The 19,221-nt window shown below is 60.1% G+C and carries 17 protein-coding genes and 2 pseudogenes; 9 read left to right on the top strand and 10 right to left on the bottom strand.

Annotation, left to right across the window (positions count from 1 at the left end):
* Nucleotides 1-30: 30 nt before the first annotated feature.
* The 4 genes from BM399_RS20055 to BM399_RS20040 form a co-directional block, all read right to left on the bottom strand.
* Entirely contained in the window at nt 31-1,896 is a 1,866-nt protein-coding gene (locus BM399_RS20055; RefSeq protein ID WP_143117880.1) for a hypothetical protein, read from the bottom strand.
* A gap of 177 nt (nt 1,897-2,073) precedes the next feature.
* Nucleotides 2,074-2,661: a PRC-barrel domain-containing protein gene (locus BM399_RS20050; RefSeq protein ID WP_092869570.1), complete on the bottom strand. Its 588-nt coding sequence runs from the start codon at nt 2,659-2,661 to the stop codon at nt 2,074-2,076.
* A 210-nt stretch (nt 2,662-2,871) separates the two neighbouring features.
* A complete protein-coding gene (locus BM399_RS20045; RefSeq protein WP_244531408.1) occupies nt 2,872-3,345 on the bottom strand; it encodes an ABC transporter substrate-binding protein in 474 nt (157 codons plus the stop codon).
* Nucleotides 3,346-3,597: 252 nt separating this feature from the next.
* Complete coding sequence (locus BM399_RS20040) at nt 3,598-4,218, bottom strand: hypothetical protein (protein WP_092869568.1); 621 nt, start codon at nt 4,216-4,218, stop codon at nt 3,598-3,600.
* Nucleotides 4,219-4,379: 161 nt separating this feature from the next.
* On the opposite strand from BM399_RS20040, the gene BM399_RS20035 reads away from it, so the two are divergent.
* The 5 genes and pseudogenes from BM399_RS20035 to metH form a co-directional block, all read left to right on the top strand.
* Nucleotides 4,380-5,393 (top strand): metalloregulator ArsR/SmtB family transcription factor, encoded by a 1,014-nt coding sequence (locus BM399_RS20035; protein ID WP_244531407.1) that lies wholly within the window; start codon nt 4,380-4,382, stop codon nt 5,391-5,393.
* Complete coding sequence (metF, locus tag BM399_RS20030) at nt 5,393-6,307, top strand: methylenetetrahydrofolate reductase [NAD(P)H] (protein WP_092869567.1); 915 nt, start codon at nt 5,393-5,395, stop codon at nt 6,305-6,307. Before BM399_RS20035 ends, metF begins: the two co-directional genes overlap by 1 nt.
* A 25-nt stretch (nt 6,308-6,332) precedes the next feature.
* A pseudogene (locus tag BM399_RS20025) lies at nt 6,333-7,385 on the top strand (homocysteine S-methyltransferase family protein); the annotation flags it as partial.
* A gap of 1 nt (nt 7,386) precedes the next feature.
* The gene (locus tag BM399_RS20020) at nt 7,387-8,100 is read left to right on the top strand and encodes a class I SAM-dependent methyltransferase (RefSeq protein ID WP_092869566.1); all 714 of its coding nucleotides are present in this window, start codon (nt 7,387-7,389) and stop codon (nt 8,098-8,100) included.
* A 55-nt stretch (nt 8,101-8,155) separates the two neighbouring features.
* Nucleotides 8,156-10,822, top strand: a pseudogene (gene metH, locus BM399_RS20015) (methionine synthase); the annotation flags it as partial.
* A 678-nt stretch (nt 10,823-11,500) separates the two neighbouring features.
* Here the strand turns inward: metH and BM399_RS20005 are convergent.
* From BM399_RS20005 to BM399_RS19995, 3 genes are read right to left on the bottom strand one after another with little or no spacing between them, the layout of a single operon-like run.
* Nucleotides 11,501-11,998 carry a GNAT family N-acetyltransferase gene (locus BM399_RS20005; RefSeq protein ID WP_092869563.1) on the bottom strand — a complete coding sequence of 166 codons (498 nt, stop codon included), beginning with the start codon at nt 11,996-11,998 and terminating at the stop codon, nt 11,501-11,503.
* Between the two features lies 1 nt (nt 11,999).
* Nucleotides 12,000-13,088, bottom strand: coding sequence for a polysaccharide deacetylase family protein (locus tag BM399_RS20000; protein WP_092869718.1), 1,089 nt, complete (start codon nt 13,086-13,088; stop codon nt 12,000-12,002).
* Between the two features lie 13 nt (nt 13,089-13,101).
* Nucleotides 13,102-13,905, bottom strand: coding sequence for an enoyl-CoA hydratase (locus BM399_RS19995; RefSeq protein ID WP_092869717.1), 804 nt, complete (start codon nt 13,903-13,905; stop codon nt 13,102-13,104).
* 222 nt (nt 13,906-14,127) lie between these two features.
* Here BM399_RS19995 and cysE point away from each other — a divergent pair, with 222 nt between their 5' ends.
* Genes cysE through BM399_RS19980 form a run of 3 tightly spaced genes read left to right on the top strand, consistent with a single transcriptional unit; the run spans nt 14,128 to nt 15,735 of the window.
* The gene (gene cysE, locus BM399_RS19990) at nt 14,128-14,955 is read left to right on the top strand and encodes a serine O-acetyltransferase (RefSeq protein ID WP_092869562.1); all 828 of its coding nucleotides are present in this window, start codon (nt 14,128-14,130) and stop codon (nt 14,953-14,955) included.
* 21 nt (nt 14,956-14,976) lie between these two features.
* Nucleotides 14,977-15,192 (top strand): DUF3126 family protein, encoded by a 216-nt coding sequence (locus BM399_RS19985; protein WP_092869561.1) that lies wholly within the window; start codon nt 14,977-14,979, stop codon nt 15,190-15,192.
* Between the two features lie 12 nt (nt 15,193-15,204).
* Nucleotides 15,205-15,735 (top strand): gamma carbonic anhydrase family protein, encoded by a 531-nt coding sequence (locus tag BM399_RS19980; protein ID WP_092869560.1) that lies wholly within the window; start codon nt 15,205-15,207, stop codon nt 15,733-15,735.
* Between the two features lie 187 nt (nt 15,736-15,922).
* Here the strand turns inward: BM399_RS19980 and BM399_RS19975 are convergent, their stop codons facing one another.
* From BM399_RS19975 to BM399_RS19965, 3 genes are all read right to left on the bottom strand, one after another.
* Nucleotides 15,923-16,489 (bottom strand): transglutaminase-like cysteine peptidase, encoded by a 567-nt coding sequence (locus BM399_RS19975; RefSeq protein WP_280140604.1) that lies wholly within the window; start codon nt 16,487-16,489, stop codon nt 15,923-15,925.
* A gap of 273 nt (nt 16,490-16,762) precedes the next feature.
* Complete coding sequence (locus BM399_RS19970) at nt 16,763-17,392, bottom strand: PilZ domain-containing protein (RefSeq protein ID WP_092869558.1); 630 nt, start codon at nt 17,390-17,392, stop codon at nt 16,763-16,765.
* Between the two features lie 172 nt (nt 17,393-17,564).
* A complete protein-coding gene (locus BM399_RS19965; protein ID WP_244531405.1) occupies nt 17,565-18,206 on the bottom strand; it encodes a PAS domain-containing protein in 642 nt (213 codons plus the stop codon).
* 238 nt (nt 18,207-18,444) lie between these two features.
* Here BM399_RS19965 and BM399_RS19960 point away from each other — a divergent pair, with 238 nt between their 5' ends.
* Nucleotides 18,445-19,170 carry a rhomboid family intramembrane serine protease gene (locus BM399_RS19960; protein ID WP_244531404.1) on the top strand — a complete coding sequence of 242 codons (726 nt, stop codon included), beginning with the start codon at nt 18,445-18,447 and terminating at the stop codon, nt 19,168-19,170.
* The last annotated feature ends 51 nt before the right edge of the window (nt 19,171-19,221 follow it).

Raw genomic sequence — 19,221 nt, 5'->3', positions numbered from 1 at the left:
ACTCGGAGAGCGTGTCCGTTCAGGCTGGCCTCAATACATCTGAACCGGCAACACACCGCCGGGGCCGATCATCAGGCCCCAGATTTCATCGGCGCCGACCTCGATCGGATCGTCGGGTTGAGCCCCACCCGCGCCTTTGAGTATGTACGGGTATTTGCCGGGCGCAACGTCGAGCGTCGGCCCGTCCGGCCCTTTGCTGCCGGCGCCGGCCGGAACCTTGATCGTCTTGCCGGCGATGGTAATGACGGCCTCGGTCTCGAGGAAGTTGCCGAGCAGAAGCTTCGTCTGCCCGGGCTTCGCCAGCATCCCGGATTTCTTCGCCTTTTCGTCCTCGCGCACGGTAAGAGCGATTGTCGTCTCGCCGCTGGCGCGCCCAAGCTTCAGAACAGCGGGACCCTCGGCCGTCACGTAGTGAATTTCCGCAGCGTCATCCTTGATGACCGACTTCGATGCATCTTCTTTCCAGTCACGCTTGCCGAGCTCCCGGCGATAAAAGGCAAGCACCGAGGAAAGCTTCGCCGGGACATTGGCATTAGCGCCGTGACGAAACATCGACTGCTCGCTACCGCTCAGCGAATGCTCTTTCGGCACGGGAAGGCCTCCGGCATCTTCGGCTTCGAGTTCCTTGTCGGGCTCGTTGCCCGGCGCGCCAGCGACATTGCTGCTCGCTGAAGCGTCCGCGGTCGCCTCCGGTTTCTCGAGTGCCGAGCCGCTGGCACTGACGTTGACGGCTTCGCCCATCTTCATCAGCGTGAGCGAAACGTCTTGCTCGCCCTTGTGGAAGCCGAGCACCACCATGTTCGCCTGGTTGATCACGGACTTCTCTTCCTTCCAGCCGAGCGTCTTCATCTGGCTCCTGTAGAACGCCGCAAGTTGCTTGATGCTGGAGGACGAGTTGAATTCCAGTTTGCCGCTGGCGCCGTCGAAGTCGACGTCCGCCGCCGTCGACGGAACCGGAATGGGCGCTGTGTTGCCGTCGAGAACGGTCAATGCTTCCGTGGGCTCGTCAGAAACCTTGTCGGCGTTGTCGGGGGCAGCGGGCTTTGCACCCGACATCGCGTCAGCGACCGACTGCTGCGCCTGTTTGATGATGCTGGCAGCCAGATCGTCGATGGCATCGCCGACCTTGTCCTGAGGTTTGGCTGCCGGTGCCGGAGGAGGTTCAGGCGCCTTCGCTGCTTCCTTCTTCTCGGCGGGGTGCAGGACTTCAGGAGGAACGGCCTCGATCTTCACCGTCGTCTTGCCGTCGTCCGCGCTCTGCAGCACGAGGATCAGAGGTTTGCCGGTATCGCGAACGTAGTAGGCATAGAGGCCCTTCTCGGTCTTCTCGTCAGCATAGGCCGACTTGGCGTTGTCCTTCACCGACCACGGCGACCAGCCGCGCGCGATCAGCTCCGTGCGGAGAAAATCCGATGTCGCTGCGAGGTTGCCGGCGGACACGCACGATAGAAACGGGCGATCTCCGTCGAATTTGATGTCCGTCGCATCCTTAGGAAACGGCAAGTCGTTCGCAATGATCACCCCGGTATAGGTGACGCTCGTCGCGTTGTTCTGTGCCGGCGCGACCGTGATGAACACGGAGAGGCCAGTCGCGCCTTTCTTCAAGTTCGCGATTGCCATGGTGGGGCTCTTCATCGGCTCGCCGAAGGCTGGCGCATACGGCTGCCAGCCCGCCGCTGTGAGCGCCGCGATGGTACCCTCGGCCGCCTCGGTGACAGCACCCGGCGCCGTGAAAATCGTAGACGATGGGCTCGCGAAGATGTCCTTCGTGCCAGAGACGCGCGGGAGCTTGCTCGTATCGAGAGCTTCGTCAGCCGAAGTTACGCCAATGCCAACGACGAGTGCGAATGCCGATAGGACACACGAAATAAGTGCGAGGAAGCCGGTGCTGCGCATGACGTTTCCATTCTCCGACGCGGCTGACGCGGTTGAGGTCGGAGGTCCTGCATATGCGAGCGGCACGCCGATTGCGAGAGAAGCGGCCGGCAAATTCGGTTGAACACGGACAATTCACAGCAAAAAGCCGCGCTTCGGTTAAAAGCGCGGCTTCCGAAATGAGATTCTGTGGACTGATTAGCCGTTGCTGTTGTCGATGATCGGAAGCTTCTTTGCTTCTTCCGAGCTGAGCGACAGCTTCACGCCGTCGGAAACGCTGGTGATCTTGTCGCCGGAAATGGCGAAGACCTTCGCGTTGATGCCGGCTGCAACGCCGTCCGTGACGAGAATTTCTTGAACCTTGCCGGCGTCGTCTGATTTGACGCCGTTGACCTCACCAATCTTCGCGCCATCGGCGCCATAGACCGCGGCTCCGATTTTCAGGTCGCTGGCCGAGACGGCGGATGCGCCTGATGCGGGAGCTTCAGCACCCTCAGACGCAGCTGGTGCTTCCTGGTGTTCCGCCGGAGCTGCAGCTTCGGCCGGAGCTTCAGGGGCCGATGCCCCGCCATCCTGCGCGGGCTCTGCGCTGGGAGCAGCCTGTTCCGACCCATCCCCCGCGGCCGGGAGCGTATCCGTGCCGCCTTCAGCGGCAGGCGCCGCTTGATCGCTACCTGCGGCTGGCGGCTGTTGATCGTCCGCCGATGCAGGTGACATCGACATTGCTGTGCCGAGGCTGACAGCAAGCGCCATACCGAACACAAAACGCAACTTCAGAGAATTCATTGCCCGTCTCCATCCCCACTCGCGACCGCGCACTGCACTAATGGAACGCGCGCGTCGATTTTTTCCGTCCCCGTTTGACAAGGACCATGAGTACGGCCCTTTGTCAAAATTCTCGGCGCCGGCCAAAGGAAGTGTGATTTGCAGGCTATTCCATGACCATCACCGGCAATTGCACACGTACATCCGGCGAGAAGCGCCCGATGGCAGATGCTACCGGCTCAGAGCCAATACAAGGGCGCGCGGATTATTTCCGTTCTCGGTGATGTAATTCTGGAAAAGATCGTCGAGGAACGACGTCATCCAGAAGCCGACCACCTGCGCATCGCGAACCTTGTAGCCCGACCCCGATTTCATCACGAGCCAGCGAATATCGTAGCTTTCGCCCGTCATGAGCGTGATGCGGCTGTCGACATTCGTGCCGCCCGCATCACCAGGACCCTGACCCGTCACGACAGCGCTTCTGACCATGTACTTCGGGCCTTCTTTGGCCGCGTACTTGGCGATGAAATTGATCATGCCGTTGTAATACGCCGGACGTTCGTCCTTCGGCAGCGTCCGGGCATGAGGACCAAGGGCCGTCAAGCCGATGCCGGGCACATCCATGTGCTGGCGCAGCACCTGGGCAAACTGTGCGACCCCGCCGGACTTCTGCGCGACGATCAACTCGTTCTGAACGCGCTGCATGTAAACAGCCGGAGATTCAGCCCGCGCTCCACCGGCAGAAATGGCGGCAAAGCAAGCGACCAAAATGGCAAGGCAACCAGCGGAGCGGATCCGTGAAAATGCCCACAACATGTCTAACCCTCGCATAGTCGTCCCCTGAAAATCCTCGGAAGTGGCAGGTTCCTCAACAAGACTCTGCCGTCCTCACTGCTTCGAAACAAGCCTCACTTCGCGTTAGAGAGGCAACAATCACGTCAAAACGATGCCGAATGGCTACGCTGCCACAGCATTTTCTCGGCCGGAGACCTGCGCGCCGGCGCCAAAATGGCGCTCGGCCGGAGCAGAAGGCAGGCTCAGCAAATTGCAAAGCTCCTCGACCTCTCGCGCTCCGATATGCTCAGCGGCCATCAAAACGATGCTGCGATTTTTGTTTGGATGCACCAGGACCGCCTCCTGCCGCACACCCGAAAGTGACGAACGCACATGCACGGCCACACCCTCGTAGGTGGCAAGCGGCATCCGCCAGAAAGTCTTCGAAAAGGCTGTCCGGTCAATCACCTTGACCTCGCCATCGCGGATATCGACCTCCCGGTCCGAAAGCAAAGCGAAGAGAATGTTTCGCAACGGCCAAACGATGAGGGCGATCCAGAAGACGAGAGCCAGTGCGAGCTCTATCGCAACCACGGGCTGTGCAATCAGCGCGCTTCGGACTTCGGGAGAAGCAATTGCGTAGGCCGCGAAGCCCACCTGCGGGCCGACGATCAGGGCGGCCAAGATAACCAGCAGGACGAGGCCTGGAACCCGGGAAAGCTTCGAGTTGGTCTGGCGAAGTACGATCGGCAACCTGTAGGGGCTGCCCGAAACCTCAATGACTTCAAAATCCTGACGCCGCATTCCGAACTCGATCCCCGCAGACCTAACGGCGGCACAGTATTGCGAATATAGCTAAAAGGCCGTTAACCCGCGTATCGCCGTTCAATTAACGGAATTGAACTCCGCCACTTGACACATAAACATATCTTTATATGTTGTGGCGCATGCATCGATCGCCCGAAATGCGAACCGCTGATCTCGTTGCCGCGCTCAAAGCAGCGGCCGAGCCGACGCGTCTGCGGATTTTGCTCCTGCTCGCGGGGGGCGAACTCAACGTCAAGGACCTGACTCTCATCCTTGGCCAAAGCCAGCCGCGGATCAGCCGCCATCTGAAGCTCCTGTGCGAAGCAGGCCTGATCGAGCGCTTCCGCGACGGCAGCTGGGTCTATTTTCATATCTCCGATCGCCAGCCGGGCGGCCGCTTGGCGCTGCGCCTCGTTTCGGACGTCGATCCGGCGGAGGCCTCGGTCCGGCGTGATCGCGAACGCGCGGAAGCCCTGAAGCGCGAGCGCGAAGCCACCGCACAGGCGTTTTTCGAACAGCACGCTGCCGATTGGGATCGGATCAGAACCTTGCACGTCGCGGAAAACGACGTCGAGGCGGCCATGCGCCGTGCGATAGGCGACGGGCCGTTCGGCCTCTTCGTCGATCTTGGAACGGGCACCGGCCGCACGCTCGAACTTTTCGCGGACCGGTTCACGCGCGGTCTTGGCCTCGACGTCAACCAGGCGATGCTCAACTACGCGCAGGCCAATCTGAAGTCCAAGGGATGCCTCAACGCCCAGGTTCGGCATGGCGATATCTATTCGCTGTCGCTCGCAGACAGGCAGGCCGACGTCGTCGTCATGCATCAGGTTCTGCATTTTCTATCCGATCCGGCGCTCGCCATTCGCGAAGCCGCACGCGTGCTCGCTCCGGGCGGCAAGCTGCTGATCATCGACTTCGCCCCGCATGATCTCGAGTTCTTGCGATCTCGCGAAGCGCACGAGCGGCTTGGGTTCCCGCATGAGCAGGTCGCCGGCTGGCTCAAGGATGCCGGCCTCGTTCCGAAGTCGACCGAGGATCTGAAACCTAAGGACGGCGACAGCGAAGAAATCCTGACCGTTACGATCTGGCTGGCGGAACGTCCCGCGGCGCAGGCATCGGTCGCAAGAATAGGCGCACCGGCAGAAGAAGTGCGCGAGGGGGCAGGTTGATGGCACAAACAAGCGAACGCAAAAGCAAGCTGCTGGGATCGGGAGACATCCTCGTCAGCTTCGAATTTTTCCCGCCGAAGACCGAAAAGATGGAAGAGACGCTGTGGTCTTCGATCACGCGGCTTGCGCCGCTCGGTCCTGAATTCGTCTCGGTGACGTATGGCGCGGGCGGATCGACGCGCGAGCGTACGCACGCGACAGTCACCCGTCTCCTCAAGGAGACGCCCTTGAAGCCCGCCGCACATCTCACCTGCGTTGACGCCACGAAGGAAGAGGTCGACGCCGTCGCCAAGACGTATTGGGACGAGGGCGTCCGCCACATCGTCGCCCTGCGCGGAGATCCGGCACAAGGAACCGGCGCGAAGTACGAGCCCTATCCGGGCGGCTACAAAAACGCAGCCGACCTCGTCGCAGGATTGAAGGCCATTGCCGATTTCGAAATTTCGGTTGCGGGCTATCCCGAGAAGCATCCAGAAAGCCCGTCGATCGAGGCTGACATCGAAAATCTGAAAGCCAAGGTCGATGCCGGCGCCGATCGCATCATCACGCAGTTCGGCTTCGATAACACGCACTTCCTGCGCTTCATCGAGCGCGCCCGGGCTGCAGGCATCTGGGTGCCGATCTCTCCGGGCATCGTGCCGATCCATAATTTCAAGCAGGTCGCGGGCTTCGCGAAGCGAGCAGGCGCAAGCGTGCCGTCCTGGCTCGCGCGCCGTTTCGAAGGGCTGGAAGACGACAGCGCCACCTCCCATCTCGTCGGAGCGGCCGTCGCAACCGAGCAGGTGATGGACCTCGTCGACGAGGGCATCAAGAAGTTCCATTTCTACACGTTGAACCGCGCCGATCTCGTTTACGCAATTTGCCATCTGCTGGGCTTGCGCTCTGTCAGGACGGCAAATGCCGACGCGGCGTGAAATTTCAGGAAAGTCGAGGCGTGACATGAGACGCAAACCAAGTTGGGCCGCGCTGGAAAAGGCCGCAAGCGAACGCATCCTGATCATCGACGGTGCGATGGGCACGATGATCCAGCGGTATAAGCTCGGCGAAGAACATTATCGCGGCGAGCGCTTCGCGGATCACTCGAAGGACATCAAGGGCAACAACGATCTCCTCGTTCTGACCCAGCCTGAGATCATCCAGGAGATCCACGGCAAGTATCTGCAAGCGGGCGCCGACATCATCGAGACGAACACGTTCAATGCGCAGCGCATTTCCATGGCCGACTACCACATGGAAGAGCTGTCCTATGAGATGAACGTCGAGGCGGCGAAGCTCGCGCGTCGCGCAGCTGACGAATGGACGAAAAAGACGCCCGAGAAGCCACGCTTCGTGGCGGGCGCCGTCGGGCCGACCAATCGCACGGCGTCGATTTCGCCGGACGTCAACAATCCAGGCTATCGCAACGTCAGTTTTGATGAGTTGCGCGAAGCCTACAAGGAGCAGGTGAGGGGACTGATCGACGGCGGCTCCGACATCATCCTGATCGAGACGATCTTCGACACCTTGAACGCCAAAGCCGCGGGCTTCGCGACCTTGGAAGTCTTCGAGGAAAAAGATCTCGAGCTGCCGATCATGATTTCCGGAACGATCACCGATCGCTCGGGCCGTACGCTGTCGGGGCAAACGGCTGAAGCCTTCTGGTACTCGATGCGGCACCTGAGGCCGTTTTCGATCGGGCTCAACTGCGCGCTCGGAGCCGAGCTGATGCGGCCGTACATTGCCGAGCTCTCGCATGTCGCTGACGTGCGTATCTCGGCTTACCCGAATGCCGGCCTGCCGAACGCGATGGGCGAGTATGACGAAGGTCCAGACGAGATGGCCTGCAAGGTCGAGCCCTGGCTTGCCGATGGTTTGATAAACGTCGTCGGCGGCTGCTGCGGCTCGACACCTGATCACATCGCGCATATCGCAAGCCACGCGAAATCCTATAAGCCGCGTGCACTCCCGAAGCACGACCCGCGCCTACGCCTCTCTGGTCTCGAACCGTTCGTCCATGGCTGATGAGATGACACATCTGAAGTTCGAAGATCAGGACCTGCCTAAGCTCGACGATCGCAACGATTACGAGGCAATCGTCGAGCAATACATTCCGGGGCGCCGCGCGATCTTCCCGATTATCGAGGCATCGTTCCACGAGCTCCTTGCCGGCCGCCCGGCAAAGATTCTGGTTCTGGGCGCGGGCGGAGGTGAAGAAATTCTGCGCCTTGGAATGGAAAATCCCTCATGGTCGTTCGTGGGGGTCGATACCTATGAGCCCATGTTGGATCTTGCCCGGCGGCGCCTTGCCGGAACGCCAGTCGAAAATCGCAGCGAAGTCCACACCATGCAGATCGATGAGCTGGACGAGCGCGAGTTCGATGCCGCCACCTGTATCCTGACGGCGCACTTTGTTCCCGACGATGGTTCCAAGCTGGCATTCTTCAAGGCAATCCATGCGCGTCTGAAGCCGCGCGCGCCTCTCGCGATTGTCGATGGTGTCGGGCTGGTTGGCGAGCCCGGCACCGAACTGCTGCGGCGCATCTGGAAACGTCACGCAATGCGGAACGGGGTTTCGGAACAAGCCGCCGAGAGCAACGCGCAAAACTTCAAGAAGGTGGCCGTGGTGACTGTCGAGCGCCAGGAAGAGTTGCTGACCGCCGCTGGTTTCACGGATCTCGTGCCGATTTTCCGCGGTCTTGCAATCAAGGGATGGCTGGCCTTCGCATGAACTTTCTCAGCTCAGAACGGAATTCTCGTCAATGACAGCCAACGCAGCACAGTCCTTCATCAACGTCGGTGAACGCACGAACGTTACAGGTTCCGCGAAGTTCCGGAAGCTGATCGAGCAGAACGATTATTCCGGCGCTCTCACCGTCGCGCGTCAGCAAGTCGAAGCGGGCGCCCAGATCATCGACGTCAACATGGACGAAGGCTTGCTCGATTCCGAGCGGGCGATGTCGACGTTCCTCAATCTGATCGCATCCGAACCCGACATCAGCCGCGTTCCGATCATGATCGACAGCTCCAAATGGAGCGTCATCGAAGCGGGCCTCAAGTGCGTGCAGGGCAAGCCGATCGTCAATTCGATCTCGATGAAGGAAGGCGAAGGCGCATTCCTCGAGCATGCCCGCAAGGTTCTGCGCTACGGCGCGGCAGTCGTCGTCATGGCGTTCGATGAGCAGGGCCAGGCCGACACGATAGAGCGCAAGGTTTCGATCTGCGAGCGCGCCTATAAACTGCTGACCGAAAAAGTCGGGTTCCCCCCGGAAGACATCATCTTCGACCCGAACATCTTCGCCGTCGCGACCGGCATCGAAGAGCACAACGGCTATGGCATCGCCTTCATCGAAGCCACGCGTCAGATCAAGGAGAAGATGCCGCTCGTCCATATCTCGGGCGGCGTTTCCAACCTGTCGTTCGCCTTCCGCGGCAACGAGCCAGTGCGCCAGGCGATGCACTCGGTGTTCCTCTACCACGCCATTCAAGCCGGCATGGATATGGGCATCGTCAATGCCGGTCAGCTCGCGCTTTATGACGACATCCCGGCGGAGCTGCGCGAACTCTGCGAGGACGTGATCCTCAATCGCCGCGACGACGCAACCGACCGCCTTCTCGAAGCAGCGCCGAAATTCAAAGGCGACGGCAGCGGCCAGAAGGCGAAGGAGAAAGATCTCTCATGGCGCGAGGCGCCGGTCGAAGCGCGGTTGACGCATGCTCTCGTGCACGGCATCACTGACTTCATCGAGGTCGACACGGAAGAGGCGCGCGCCAAGGCGGAAAAGCCGCTGCACGTCATCGAAGGCCCGCTGATGGCCGGCATGAACGTTGTCGGCGACCTATTCGGCGCCGGCAAGATGTTCCTGCCGCAGGTCGTGAAATCGGCGCGCGTCATGAAGCAGGCGGTTGCTTACTTGCAGCCCTACCTCGAAGCCGAGAAAAAATTGTCGGGCCTCGACCAGAAGCCTGCCGCAGGCAAAATTCTGATGGCGACCGTCAAGGGTGACGTCCACGACATCGGCAAGAACATCGTCGGCGTTGTGCTCCAGTGCAACAACTACGAAGTCATCGATCTCGGCGTCATGGTGCCCGCCGCGAAAATCCTCGAGACGGCGAAGAAGGAAAAGGTCGATATGATCGGCCTGTCCGGTCTCATCACGCCGTCGCTCGACGAGATGTGTTTCGTCGCAGGTGAGATGGAGCGCGAAGGCTTTTCGATGCCGCTGTTGATTGGCGGCGCGACGACCAGCAAAGTGCACACGGCGGTCAAGATCAATCCGAACTACAACCGCGGGCAAGCCGTCTACGTTCTCGACGCCAGCCGCGCCGTTGGCGTGGTCTCGAAGCTGCTGTCGGACACCGATAAGACACCTTACGTCGAGGGCATCAAAGCCGAGTACGCCAAGGTTCGCGAGTCGCATCTCGCCAACGAAGCGCGCAAACAGCGCATCACTCTGAAGTCTGCTCGCGACAACAAGTTCAAGATCGATTGGCAGGCGTTCAAGCCGGTAAAGCCGAGCTTCATCGGTACGCGCAGCTTCTCGAATTTCAACCTCGCGTCGCTCGTTCCATATATCGATTGGACGCCGTTCTTCCAGACGTGGGAACTCGTGGGCCGCTACCCGCAGATCCTTACCGACAACAAAGTCGGCGCGGAAGCAAAGAAGCTCTTTGACGACGCCCAGGCGCTGCTGAAGCGCATGGTTGCCGAAAAATGGGTTACAGCATCGGGCATCGTCGGCTTCTGGCCGGCGAACAGCATCGGCGACGATATTGCGCTCTATACAGACGAGACGCGCGCTCAAGGGATGGCGACGCTGCATACCCTTCGTCAGCAGATCGCCCGCGATCCGACGCGCAACCGCGCTCACGTGGCGCTTTCCGATTTCATCGCGCCGAAGGAAACGGGGATCGCCGACTACATAGGCGCTTTCGCCGTGACCTCGGGCCTTGGCGAAGAAGAAGCCATCGAGCGTCACATCAAAAAGACCGACGACTACAACCGCATCATGGCGAAGGCGTTGTGCGATCGTTTGGCGGAGGCGTTCGCCGAAGCCATGCATGAGAAGGTCCGCAAGGAGCTTTGGGGCTATGCGAAATCCGAAAAACTCTCGGCCGAGGATTTGATCCTCGAGAAGTACCAAGGCATCCGCCCCGCGCCGGGCTATCCGGCCCAGCCCGACCATACGGAGAAGGCGACCATCTGGAAGCTGATGGACGTTGAAAAGACCACCGGCATCACGTTGACGGAGAGCTACGCGATGTGGCCCGGTTCATCCGTGTCGGGACTTTATTTCGCAAATCCCGAAAGCCACTATTTCGGTGTCGGCAAGGTGGAGCGGGATCAGGTCGAGGACTACGCAGCTCGCAAGGGATGGACTGTCGAAGAAACGGAGCGTTGGCTCGCCCCCGTTTTGAATTACGAACGGTCCAGCACAGCCGCGGTGGCCTGAGGGCTCGTCTCAAAAAAAAAATCGGCGCGGTCCGCTTTCCGGTCCCGCGCCGTATGGTCGTTTGGCTCGCGCCAGACATCCCAGAAATAGTCCCCCGTCTCGTTGGCTCCTTGGAGCATCGCGCGTGGGATTACTGTTTCAGGCATTTCCTCCAGACGGTCGCTCTCAATGGGTCCCGAGCACGACCAGTTTCACGAAATCCAAACGACAATCTTACCGCAAGAGAGTTAAGTTCGCCCTGCAGAGCCTTGCCACTGGCCCCCCTTGAAGGCCTTGGAATTCGTCTCGCTTTCTTCGAAGCGTCGGCCGGAAGCTATGCAACAGCCGACATCGCTGACAAGCAAAAAGCATTTTGCGTCGCAGAAGCAGAGAAGCCGTAAAACGATTAATCTCCGCGTCGCGCAGACGGCCTAACCGAAAAACATAGACTGGAAATTCCGGACCGAACGGACGGCCTCTTCGAAAAGCCCTGCAAATGCGCGGTTATCGCGATGAGCGCGGGGGATGGATCGCATCCCGTCATAACTGCCGAATTGTTGAGATGCGCCGCACAATAACGATCCAAAATTAATTGCTTGCATTCACCACGACGTTGGGGGCGTTCGCCAGTAAGAAGCCTCACAGGCATCAACGGTTCGTTGGCTGTCCCAGCAACTCGGCCGCGGCGCGTTCGGCCCCTCAACCAATTCTTAGCCGTTTTCGAAAAAGTATTTCTGCAGCGCCCTCGGTGACGAGCCCGTCGATGATCCCGACGCGAGCGAAGCCATGCCGTTCGTAGAAGGCCTGCGCGCCCCCGTTGAAATCGGAAGCGACAACCCAAAGATTTCGGGCGCCACCCGCTTCCGATCCGCGCTCGAACCACAATAGCGCTGAGCGCCCGACGCCCTGGCGATGGAACGCCGGGAGGATGCCGAGAAACTGCAGATAAGGTCCCCGCAGCCAATTGCTCCGGATGACAATTGCACCCGCGAGCACGCGATCGACGATGATCTGGAAACGCTGTGCGCCCGGCTCTTCGCCGGCAAGGAACGCGGCGAGCGTCTTGCCCGTGTAATCGTAGCGCGCCCACGGATCGATTTGCGCCAGCGCCTCGCCGAGACTTTGCGCCGCCTCAGCCGTCATCGGTTCGAACGTCACCGCGCGAGGGGAGACCGGCAGTCTGTCGGCTCCCGTCATCTCAGTGATCGGTCGCTAAGGGTTTCTGCGAGACGCTTTTGGTCGTCTGCGATTTGGGCGGTGGCGAAACGGCGGCGGTCGCCCCGCTCTTGGCCGTCGCATTCAGCGGATGCTGCAGGGCGCTGAGGAAGTCGTAGCGATTGGTGTCGCCGGGCTTGCGATCGTAGCATTCGGACGTGATCACTGGCTTGCCCATTGTCATCAGTTCGCTGACCGTCACGAATTTATAGCCCTTGGCCTTCAGCTTCGGAATAGCGATCGCGAGTGCCTCGGCGGTGTGCCAGCCGCGCCCGTTCGCGTGGTTGACGATGATCGAGCCGGGCTTTGCTTCGTTCACCATGGCTTGCGCAATCCGTGCAGCCGAGACGTGCGGATCGGGATCGCCCGTGGCGACATCCCATTGGATCGCAAGCATGCCCGCATCGTTGACGGCTTTCATCGCCGCGTCGTTACAGGCACCATAAGGAAAGCGGAAAAGCGTCGGCTGCTCCGGAATTCGGCTCATGGAATCCGGCGCTGACGACGCAACACATTGTTCCGCACCGAAGCGGCTGCGGGCGTCCTCGTATGCCTTTTGCGGAGCGAGCACCTGCTGGTTCACCGCGGCAGGTTGCAACAGGCGCAGGTTGGCGTGCGTTTCGGTGTGATTGCCGATTTCGAACAACGGATCGGCCATCAGCTGTGCGGTGCGCTGTTGATGCGAAACCATCCACTTTCCGCCCGCAAAGAACGTTGCCTTGACGCCCTGCTGCCGTAGGTAATCGAAAATTCGCCCGTCGTAACCGGCAACTTCTCCACGTTGTTCGCAAAGGTCGAACGTCAGCGCGATTGCTTTCTCGCCAGGCGGAAGGTTGACGCGACGGATCGCGCCCCGAAGCGCATCGGGAACGGGAGACGCCGGCGTAAAGTCCTTGATTTTGATCTGAGCATCGAACGAGCGATTGCCCTTCGTGATCGCCTCCTCGCCCTGAACGGCCGCAAGTGCAGCCGGCGAAAAACACGCCTCGAGCAATGTCTTGTCGCCTGCCGATGCAGCCGTCGCCGTCAAGGAAGCGACAGCCACGAGGCCAAGACTGCGAAGCCATTTCATGCGCTCGATCAAGTCATTTGCCCTTGAATACTGGCTTGCGCTTTTCAAGAAATGCCCGGCGGCCTTCGGCATAGTCTTCGCTTTCGAAACAGGCGGCGATGGCGGCATCGAGGCGGTCCATATCTGGATTCTCGGGATGACGTGAGATTTCGTCGATCACCTGTTTGGCTGCCGCGACGGACAACGGCGCATTCGCGGCAATCTCCAAAGCCAGCGCCCTGACGGTCGCCTCGAGTTCCGCCGTCGTCACGAGTTGCGAAACGAGGGCCATCGCTTCTGCATCGGCGGAGCGGAAACGGCGTCCAGTGAATAACAGTTCCTTGGCGCGCGCTGCCGGGATGGCGGCAAGGATCGGCCGCACCCAGCGTGCATTGTAGCCGATCCCGAGCTTGGCCGCCGGAATGGCGAACTGGCTCGCATCGTCCGCAATCCGCATATCGCAGCAAAGTGCAAGGCCAAGTCCGCCGCCGAGACAAAAGCCGTGGATCATGGCAACCGTCGGCTTGGGGCAGCCAATGAGCGCGTTGAAGGCATTGTCGTTCAACGTGTCGTAGATCTTGGCGGCATCCCCGGTTCTGGAATTTTCGAACTCGGAAATATCGGCGCCGGCCGAGAAGGCCTTGTCGCCCGCGCCGCGCAAAACGACGACCCGGACGTCTGGATCGGCAATCGCTTCCGCGACCGCGCCTGGTATGGCCTCCCACATGGCAGCCGTGAGCGCGTTCATCCGTGCCGGATTGTCGGCCGTGATCCAGCCGATGGCTCCGTCCTTGACATATCGCAGCGTCGGGTTGGCGACTTCCGCGGCTTGAGCCATGCGTCTTGATCCTTCTGTTCGGGCGGCCATCTAAGGCGCAATAAAACGGCCCGCAAACCGGGGCCAGGGCGGCAGATGCACGCGGCGGCGAGAAAGTGTATATGTTAATGACGCGATCGATTGACCGGGGTTTACGCCGGCGTTAATCGGCTGTTGCTAATTTGGACCGGTTCGCGTGCGTGCGCGGGCCTTCAGGCCCTCAATCCGCGTTAGAGGCAAGACGTGTCGAGCACAAAGACAGCCACTTCCAAGGTCCAAATCGTCGATCCGATCTGGGCGCAGATCCGTGCCGAGGCCGAAGCCGCGATGAAGTCCGAGCCCGCGCTCGGCAGCTTCATCTTTGCGACCGTTCTCAGCCACCAGATGCTGGAAGACGCTGTCTGCCATCGGCTCGCCCAGCGGTTGAACCACACCGACGTGGATGCCGGGCTGATCTCGCAAACATTCCAAAGCGTGATGGCTGAGCATCCGGGCATCGGCGCAATTTTCCGCGCCGATCTCCAGGCGGTCTACGACCGCGATCCGGCATGCACGCGCTATCTCGACCCGCTGTTGTACTTCAAGGGCTTCCACGCCCTCGTCACGTATCGCTTCGCGCATGCGCTGTGGAAGAGCCGCCGCTATGATTTTGCGCTCTATCTGCAAAGCCAGTCGTCGCGCATGTTCGCGGTCGACATTCATCCGGCCGCGCAGTTCGGCAAGGGCATCATGCTCGATCATGCGACGGGTTTCGTCGTCGGCGAGACAGCAGTCGTCGGCGACAACTGCTCGTTCCTGCACGCGGTGACACTTGGCGGCAGCGGCAAAGAGATGGGTGACCGGCACCCGAAGATCGGCGATAATGTGCTGGTCGGAGCGGGGGCCAAGATCCTTGGTAACATCAAAGTCGGGCGTTGCTCGCGCGTGGCTGCCGGATCGGTGGTTCTCGCCGAAGTGCCGCCTAACGTAACCGTCGCCGGAGTGCCCGCGAAAATCGTCGGCAGCGCAGGTTGCGCCGAACCCGCCCGCTCAATGGAGCAGGGTTGGGTTGATGATTTCGGCGGCCTCTGAAATTCGTCCAGGAGAAAGACATTGAAGAAAGAAGAACTCGCACGCCTGCAGTCGTACCTGCGTAAAACTTTCGGCGCCACCAGCCTCGAGATCAGGCCGCAGCCGAAGAAAGACGACATGGCCGAAGTCTTCATCAATGGCGAGTTCGTCGCGACGCTTTATCGTGAAGTCGAAGAGGGCGAGACGTCCTATCAATTTCAGATGGCGATCCTCGATATGGACCTCGAAGGCGTCTAGAGCCCGATCAGGATGCCCTTTTACAAATTCGATGGCATAGGTGTGAGCACGCCCGCGAATGGCGTGTTCTGGGTCGCCCCTAACGCCGTTCTCCTCGGCAAAGTGAAGCTTGAGGAGGACGTGAGCGTTTGGTTCGGCGCGGTGCTCCGCGGCGATAACGAGCTGATTACGGTGGGTGCGCGCTCGAACGTGCAGGACGGCTGCGTATTGCACACCGATCCGGGCTTCCCGCTCACGATCGGCGAAGACTGCACCGTCGGCCACATGGCGATGCTGCACGGCTGCACCATCGGCCGCGGCAGCCTCGTCGGCATCGGCAGCATCATATTGAACGGTGCAGAGATCGGCGAGGAATGCGTGATCGGCGCCGGTGCGCTGATACCCGAAGGCAAAATAATCCCGCCCCGCTCAATGGTTCTGGGATCGCCCGGCAAAGTCGTTCGTCAACTGAGCGACGAAGAAGCTCATCGCTTCGGCGGCGGCGCACGGCGCTACGTCGAAAAGTGGAAGCATTACGCGGCTGGCCTCACGCCCCAAACCTGAAATCCCGGCATTAAAACCTCGTTGACCGAGTTTGCATGAACCGCCCAAAAAAAAGCGGGCCGGCGTCTCGGGGGAAGACACGCGGCCCGCGAACAGGTCGGACTCGATCGGGGGATCGGCCGGGGGAACGGCCAAAGATCGGTTTTCTGTCCGGCCTGCAAAAGTTCTTTCGTCGACTATCGTCGCATCACCGATAACCAGGCGTCGTCTCGATGATCCCCTGGTTGACCGACTGAACACCCGACAGCGCAGAAGGCGTCGCGGCATCGTTCGGATCGAGTGATACCCAAACCTTCGGATCCATATACGACTGCCGCATCACGAAGTGATAAGGCGTCTGGTTCCAAAGCCGGACGACATCGACCTTGTTGTCTAGGATGAAATCGCCTTGCGTCGTCCGCGCCGTAAGTACGGCGTGGCCTTCGTTCTTTTCGTCGCGAACGACCGTCATCAAAAGCGATGACGACGGCCAGCCCCGCGAGATGAGACGATGGCGCTTAAGAAGTTGGTAATCTTCGCAATCGCCGCGCGTTTTCGGCAGCGTCCAGTACTCGACGACGCCGTAAACTTCGAGGTCGGTCGCCGGCTCAATCTCATGATTGACCGCCCGATTGACCTCGTCGAGCTCGCTCAACGCCTGAGGTGTCGCCTGGTAACGTGCGTCATCCGGTGAGGTGACGACACATTCCTGAGGCATGCGCTCACAGAAAGCCACAAAGCCATATGGCGGCTGGGAACTTCCGTATACCCGCATAAATTCCGGAGCTCGCGTCGCGGGACTGACCACCGCTACCTGCTGCGCTGCCGCCGGCATTACTGCCGCAAATAGTCCAACTGCCAAGTAAATGGCTACGCTACCGTACTTCATGATACGCCCTCGAACACGGTACGATACAGTACGCGAGACAGCTGCTTTTAGCATGAATGCCCGCCGTGGCATTCGCACTAAAGTTACATCCAAATTGAACTTTAGGATTTTGGCAACTCGGCGGGCGATTTGAGGCATCACACAACCAACGCGTAATGTTCAAGGAAATCTGTCGCGCAACGCCTCAGGCGAAAGCAGCGACAGAAATTGTAAACCAATGCCGTGTCCGTGATGACGCCGAACGATCGCCCGAGTTTTTCCAGCAATCACGAGGCTCCCGATCGGCGGCCGTGCCGGAGTGCCGATTGAAGCGCCAGATGCTGAAACATCGAGCAATTCAACGTCAATTATGACGCCTTCTTCGATCCTCAACGTCGTGCGCCGCCCGCGAGTTCCGACCCGTTCATGGAGCCGGCCGACTTCATCAGGGAAGTCATCCTTGTTGACGAGCCACATGATTTGCGCCGCGAGCTTCTCGCGTTTGTGCTCAGTGACTTTAAAAGCAAATGCGAAGCCGTCGGACGTAATTCGCGAGACGACGCCTTCAAGGCCGCCGACATGATCGAGGTAGACGACGACGCGCTCACCGATTTCGGGCACATTCGTCGTTATGATCGCGGCGCCCCCGACAGAGATGTCCTTGAGCTGGCATGTGTATTCGGTGCGGTCAGGGCGCATGAAGCGGCCCGAAAGCGAAAGCGGAACCCTGCGATGCTTGCGCAAGTCTCCCGCCTTTAGCGCATCAGTCTGCTGCAGGACTTCCCGGATGATGCTCGAATGCACGGACATAGCCGACCCTTGGGACTGAACGGGGTGGGTTCATTGGGCGCTATCCGCGGTGTCAACACATGAACGCTGCCCAAAATGACTATGCCGAAGACCTCCTTAATGAAGTTCTAATCAGCGCATCAAAATCGATTGGCTCCGGGTAAGGTTATGTCCGTCCTAAAGATTATCCGTCCTAAAGATTATCTGTCTTCGCCTGCGCGCTGAGGCCGCCCTCATAGACGCGGAATTGCCGGCGCGCCGAGCGCACAATTCGGGCCTCGCGAATGGTTGGACAAAACGGTGATTGACGATTGGCGATTTCGATTTCGCGGCGTGTCGTGCCGTCGGGCCGGATGAGTTGGTGCCGGATAAGCGAACGATGCGGAAGAGACACCCTGCCGAGCCATTCCGGCCTGTCGATCGGCACGACCGAACCGAGATAGCGTTCCACGACATCGCGTGTGTGCAGCAAAGGCAAGATCGTGACTTCGAAAGCGGCCGAGTGACTGCGCCCGTCATGGGCGGAGATCTCGAACACGCCGACCGCGGCCTCCGATGTGATGAGCGATATTTGCCCTTCCAATGTGGCGGCGTCTTCCTCGTTGAAGAGCCCGAGCAGACTTTGCCCGCGCAATTCCATACCGAAGGCTTCGGCGATCCGTGTCCCGGCGAGGCGAAACCGCAGCGTCGCATAATCGACGCGCTCGAGAATGAACGTGTCGGGGAGATAATTGGCAATGCTCGAGGGGTCGATTTCGAAACGCTTCGGCGCCAGCCGATCTCCTCGGAGGTCGTTCCAATAGGTAAACAGCGATTGGCTGACAGCTTCTTTCATGCGAACGGGCACCCGGCAACGATTTGAACTTGGCCGGACGCGGCAAAAGCCGGTCCGTACCATTTCGGCGCACGCCGCTGACGCGGCGGCCCGATGGACCTCTCGGGAGCATCCTTCGTGCCAGCCCGGAGATCTTCCGCTGGAGGCGCGGGTTCCCGGTGTTGCCCGGCATGAACCGAACGGCTAACAACGGCCGTCCGGCAGAAAGATGCCGCATCGCATCAAAGTGGGACGTCTTGTGAACCGAGAACCAATCTTCAACGTCCCCGGCGCGGTGCTCGCGATCATTGCCGTTTTGATCGCCGTCCACGCCGCGATGTCGTTTCTGACGCCCGACGATTTCACGTGGTGGCTGCTCGCGCTCGCGTTCATTCCCGCCCGCTATTCGGGATTGGCAGGCGAGCTGCCGGGCGGCGACGTGTCGGCGGTCACGTCGTGGATGACCCACATGCTGGTCCACGCCGACATGACGCATCTCGTTTTCAATTCGGCGTGGATGCTCGCGTTCGGATCCGTTTTGTGCGCTCGCCTCGGCGGTGGTCGCTTTCTAGCGTTCTCGATAGCGGGCGGCGTGTGCGGCGCACTTCTGTTTCTCGTCTTCAATCCCGAAATGCTGGCGCCCGTCATCGGTGCAAGCGGCGCCATCTCCGCGATGATGGGCGGCGTCATGCGATTTCTCTTTCCGGCGCTCGATCGGGGCGAAGGCTATTTGCTTCGCGAACGGCCGTCTGCAATTCCGGCACTAACGTTAAGAAGCGCATTGAACGACAGACGCATTATTCTTGTGTCGGCCGCATTTCTTGCGATCAATTTGCTGGCGATCATCGGCTTCGGTAAATTCGGCGAAGAGGGTGAGATCGCGTGGGAAGCGCACGTCGGCGGATATCTATTTGGTTTGTTCGCACTCGGTGCTTTCGATCGTGCAGCGCAAAATGATCCGCCGCCTTCACCGGATCTCGATTGAAGCCTTGCATTCGTTCCGGATTTGCCCCAGCTTTTAGTTAGTCCGCCGTAA

It is taken from the genome of Hyphomicrobium facile (genome assembly GCF_900116175.1).
GTDB classification, from domain to species: domain Bacteria; phylum Pseudomonadota; class Alphaproteobacteria; order Rhizobiales; family Hyphomicrobiaceae; genus Hyphomicrobium_B; species Hyphomicrobium_B facile.
Note: the sequence above shows the minus strand (reverse complement) of the source record. Positions and strands in the feature narration are given on the sequence as shown.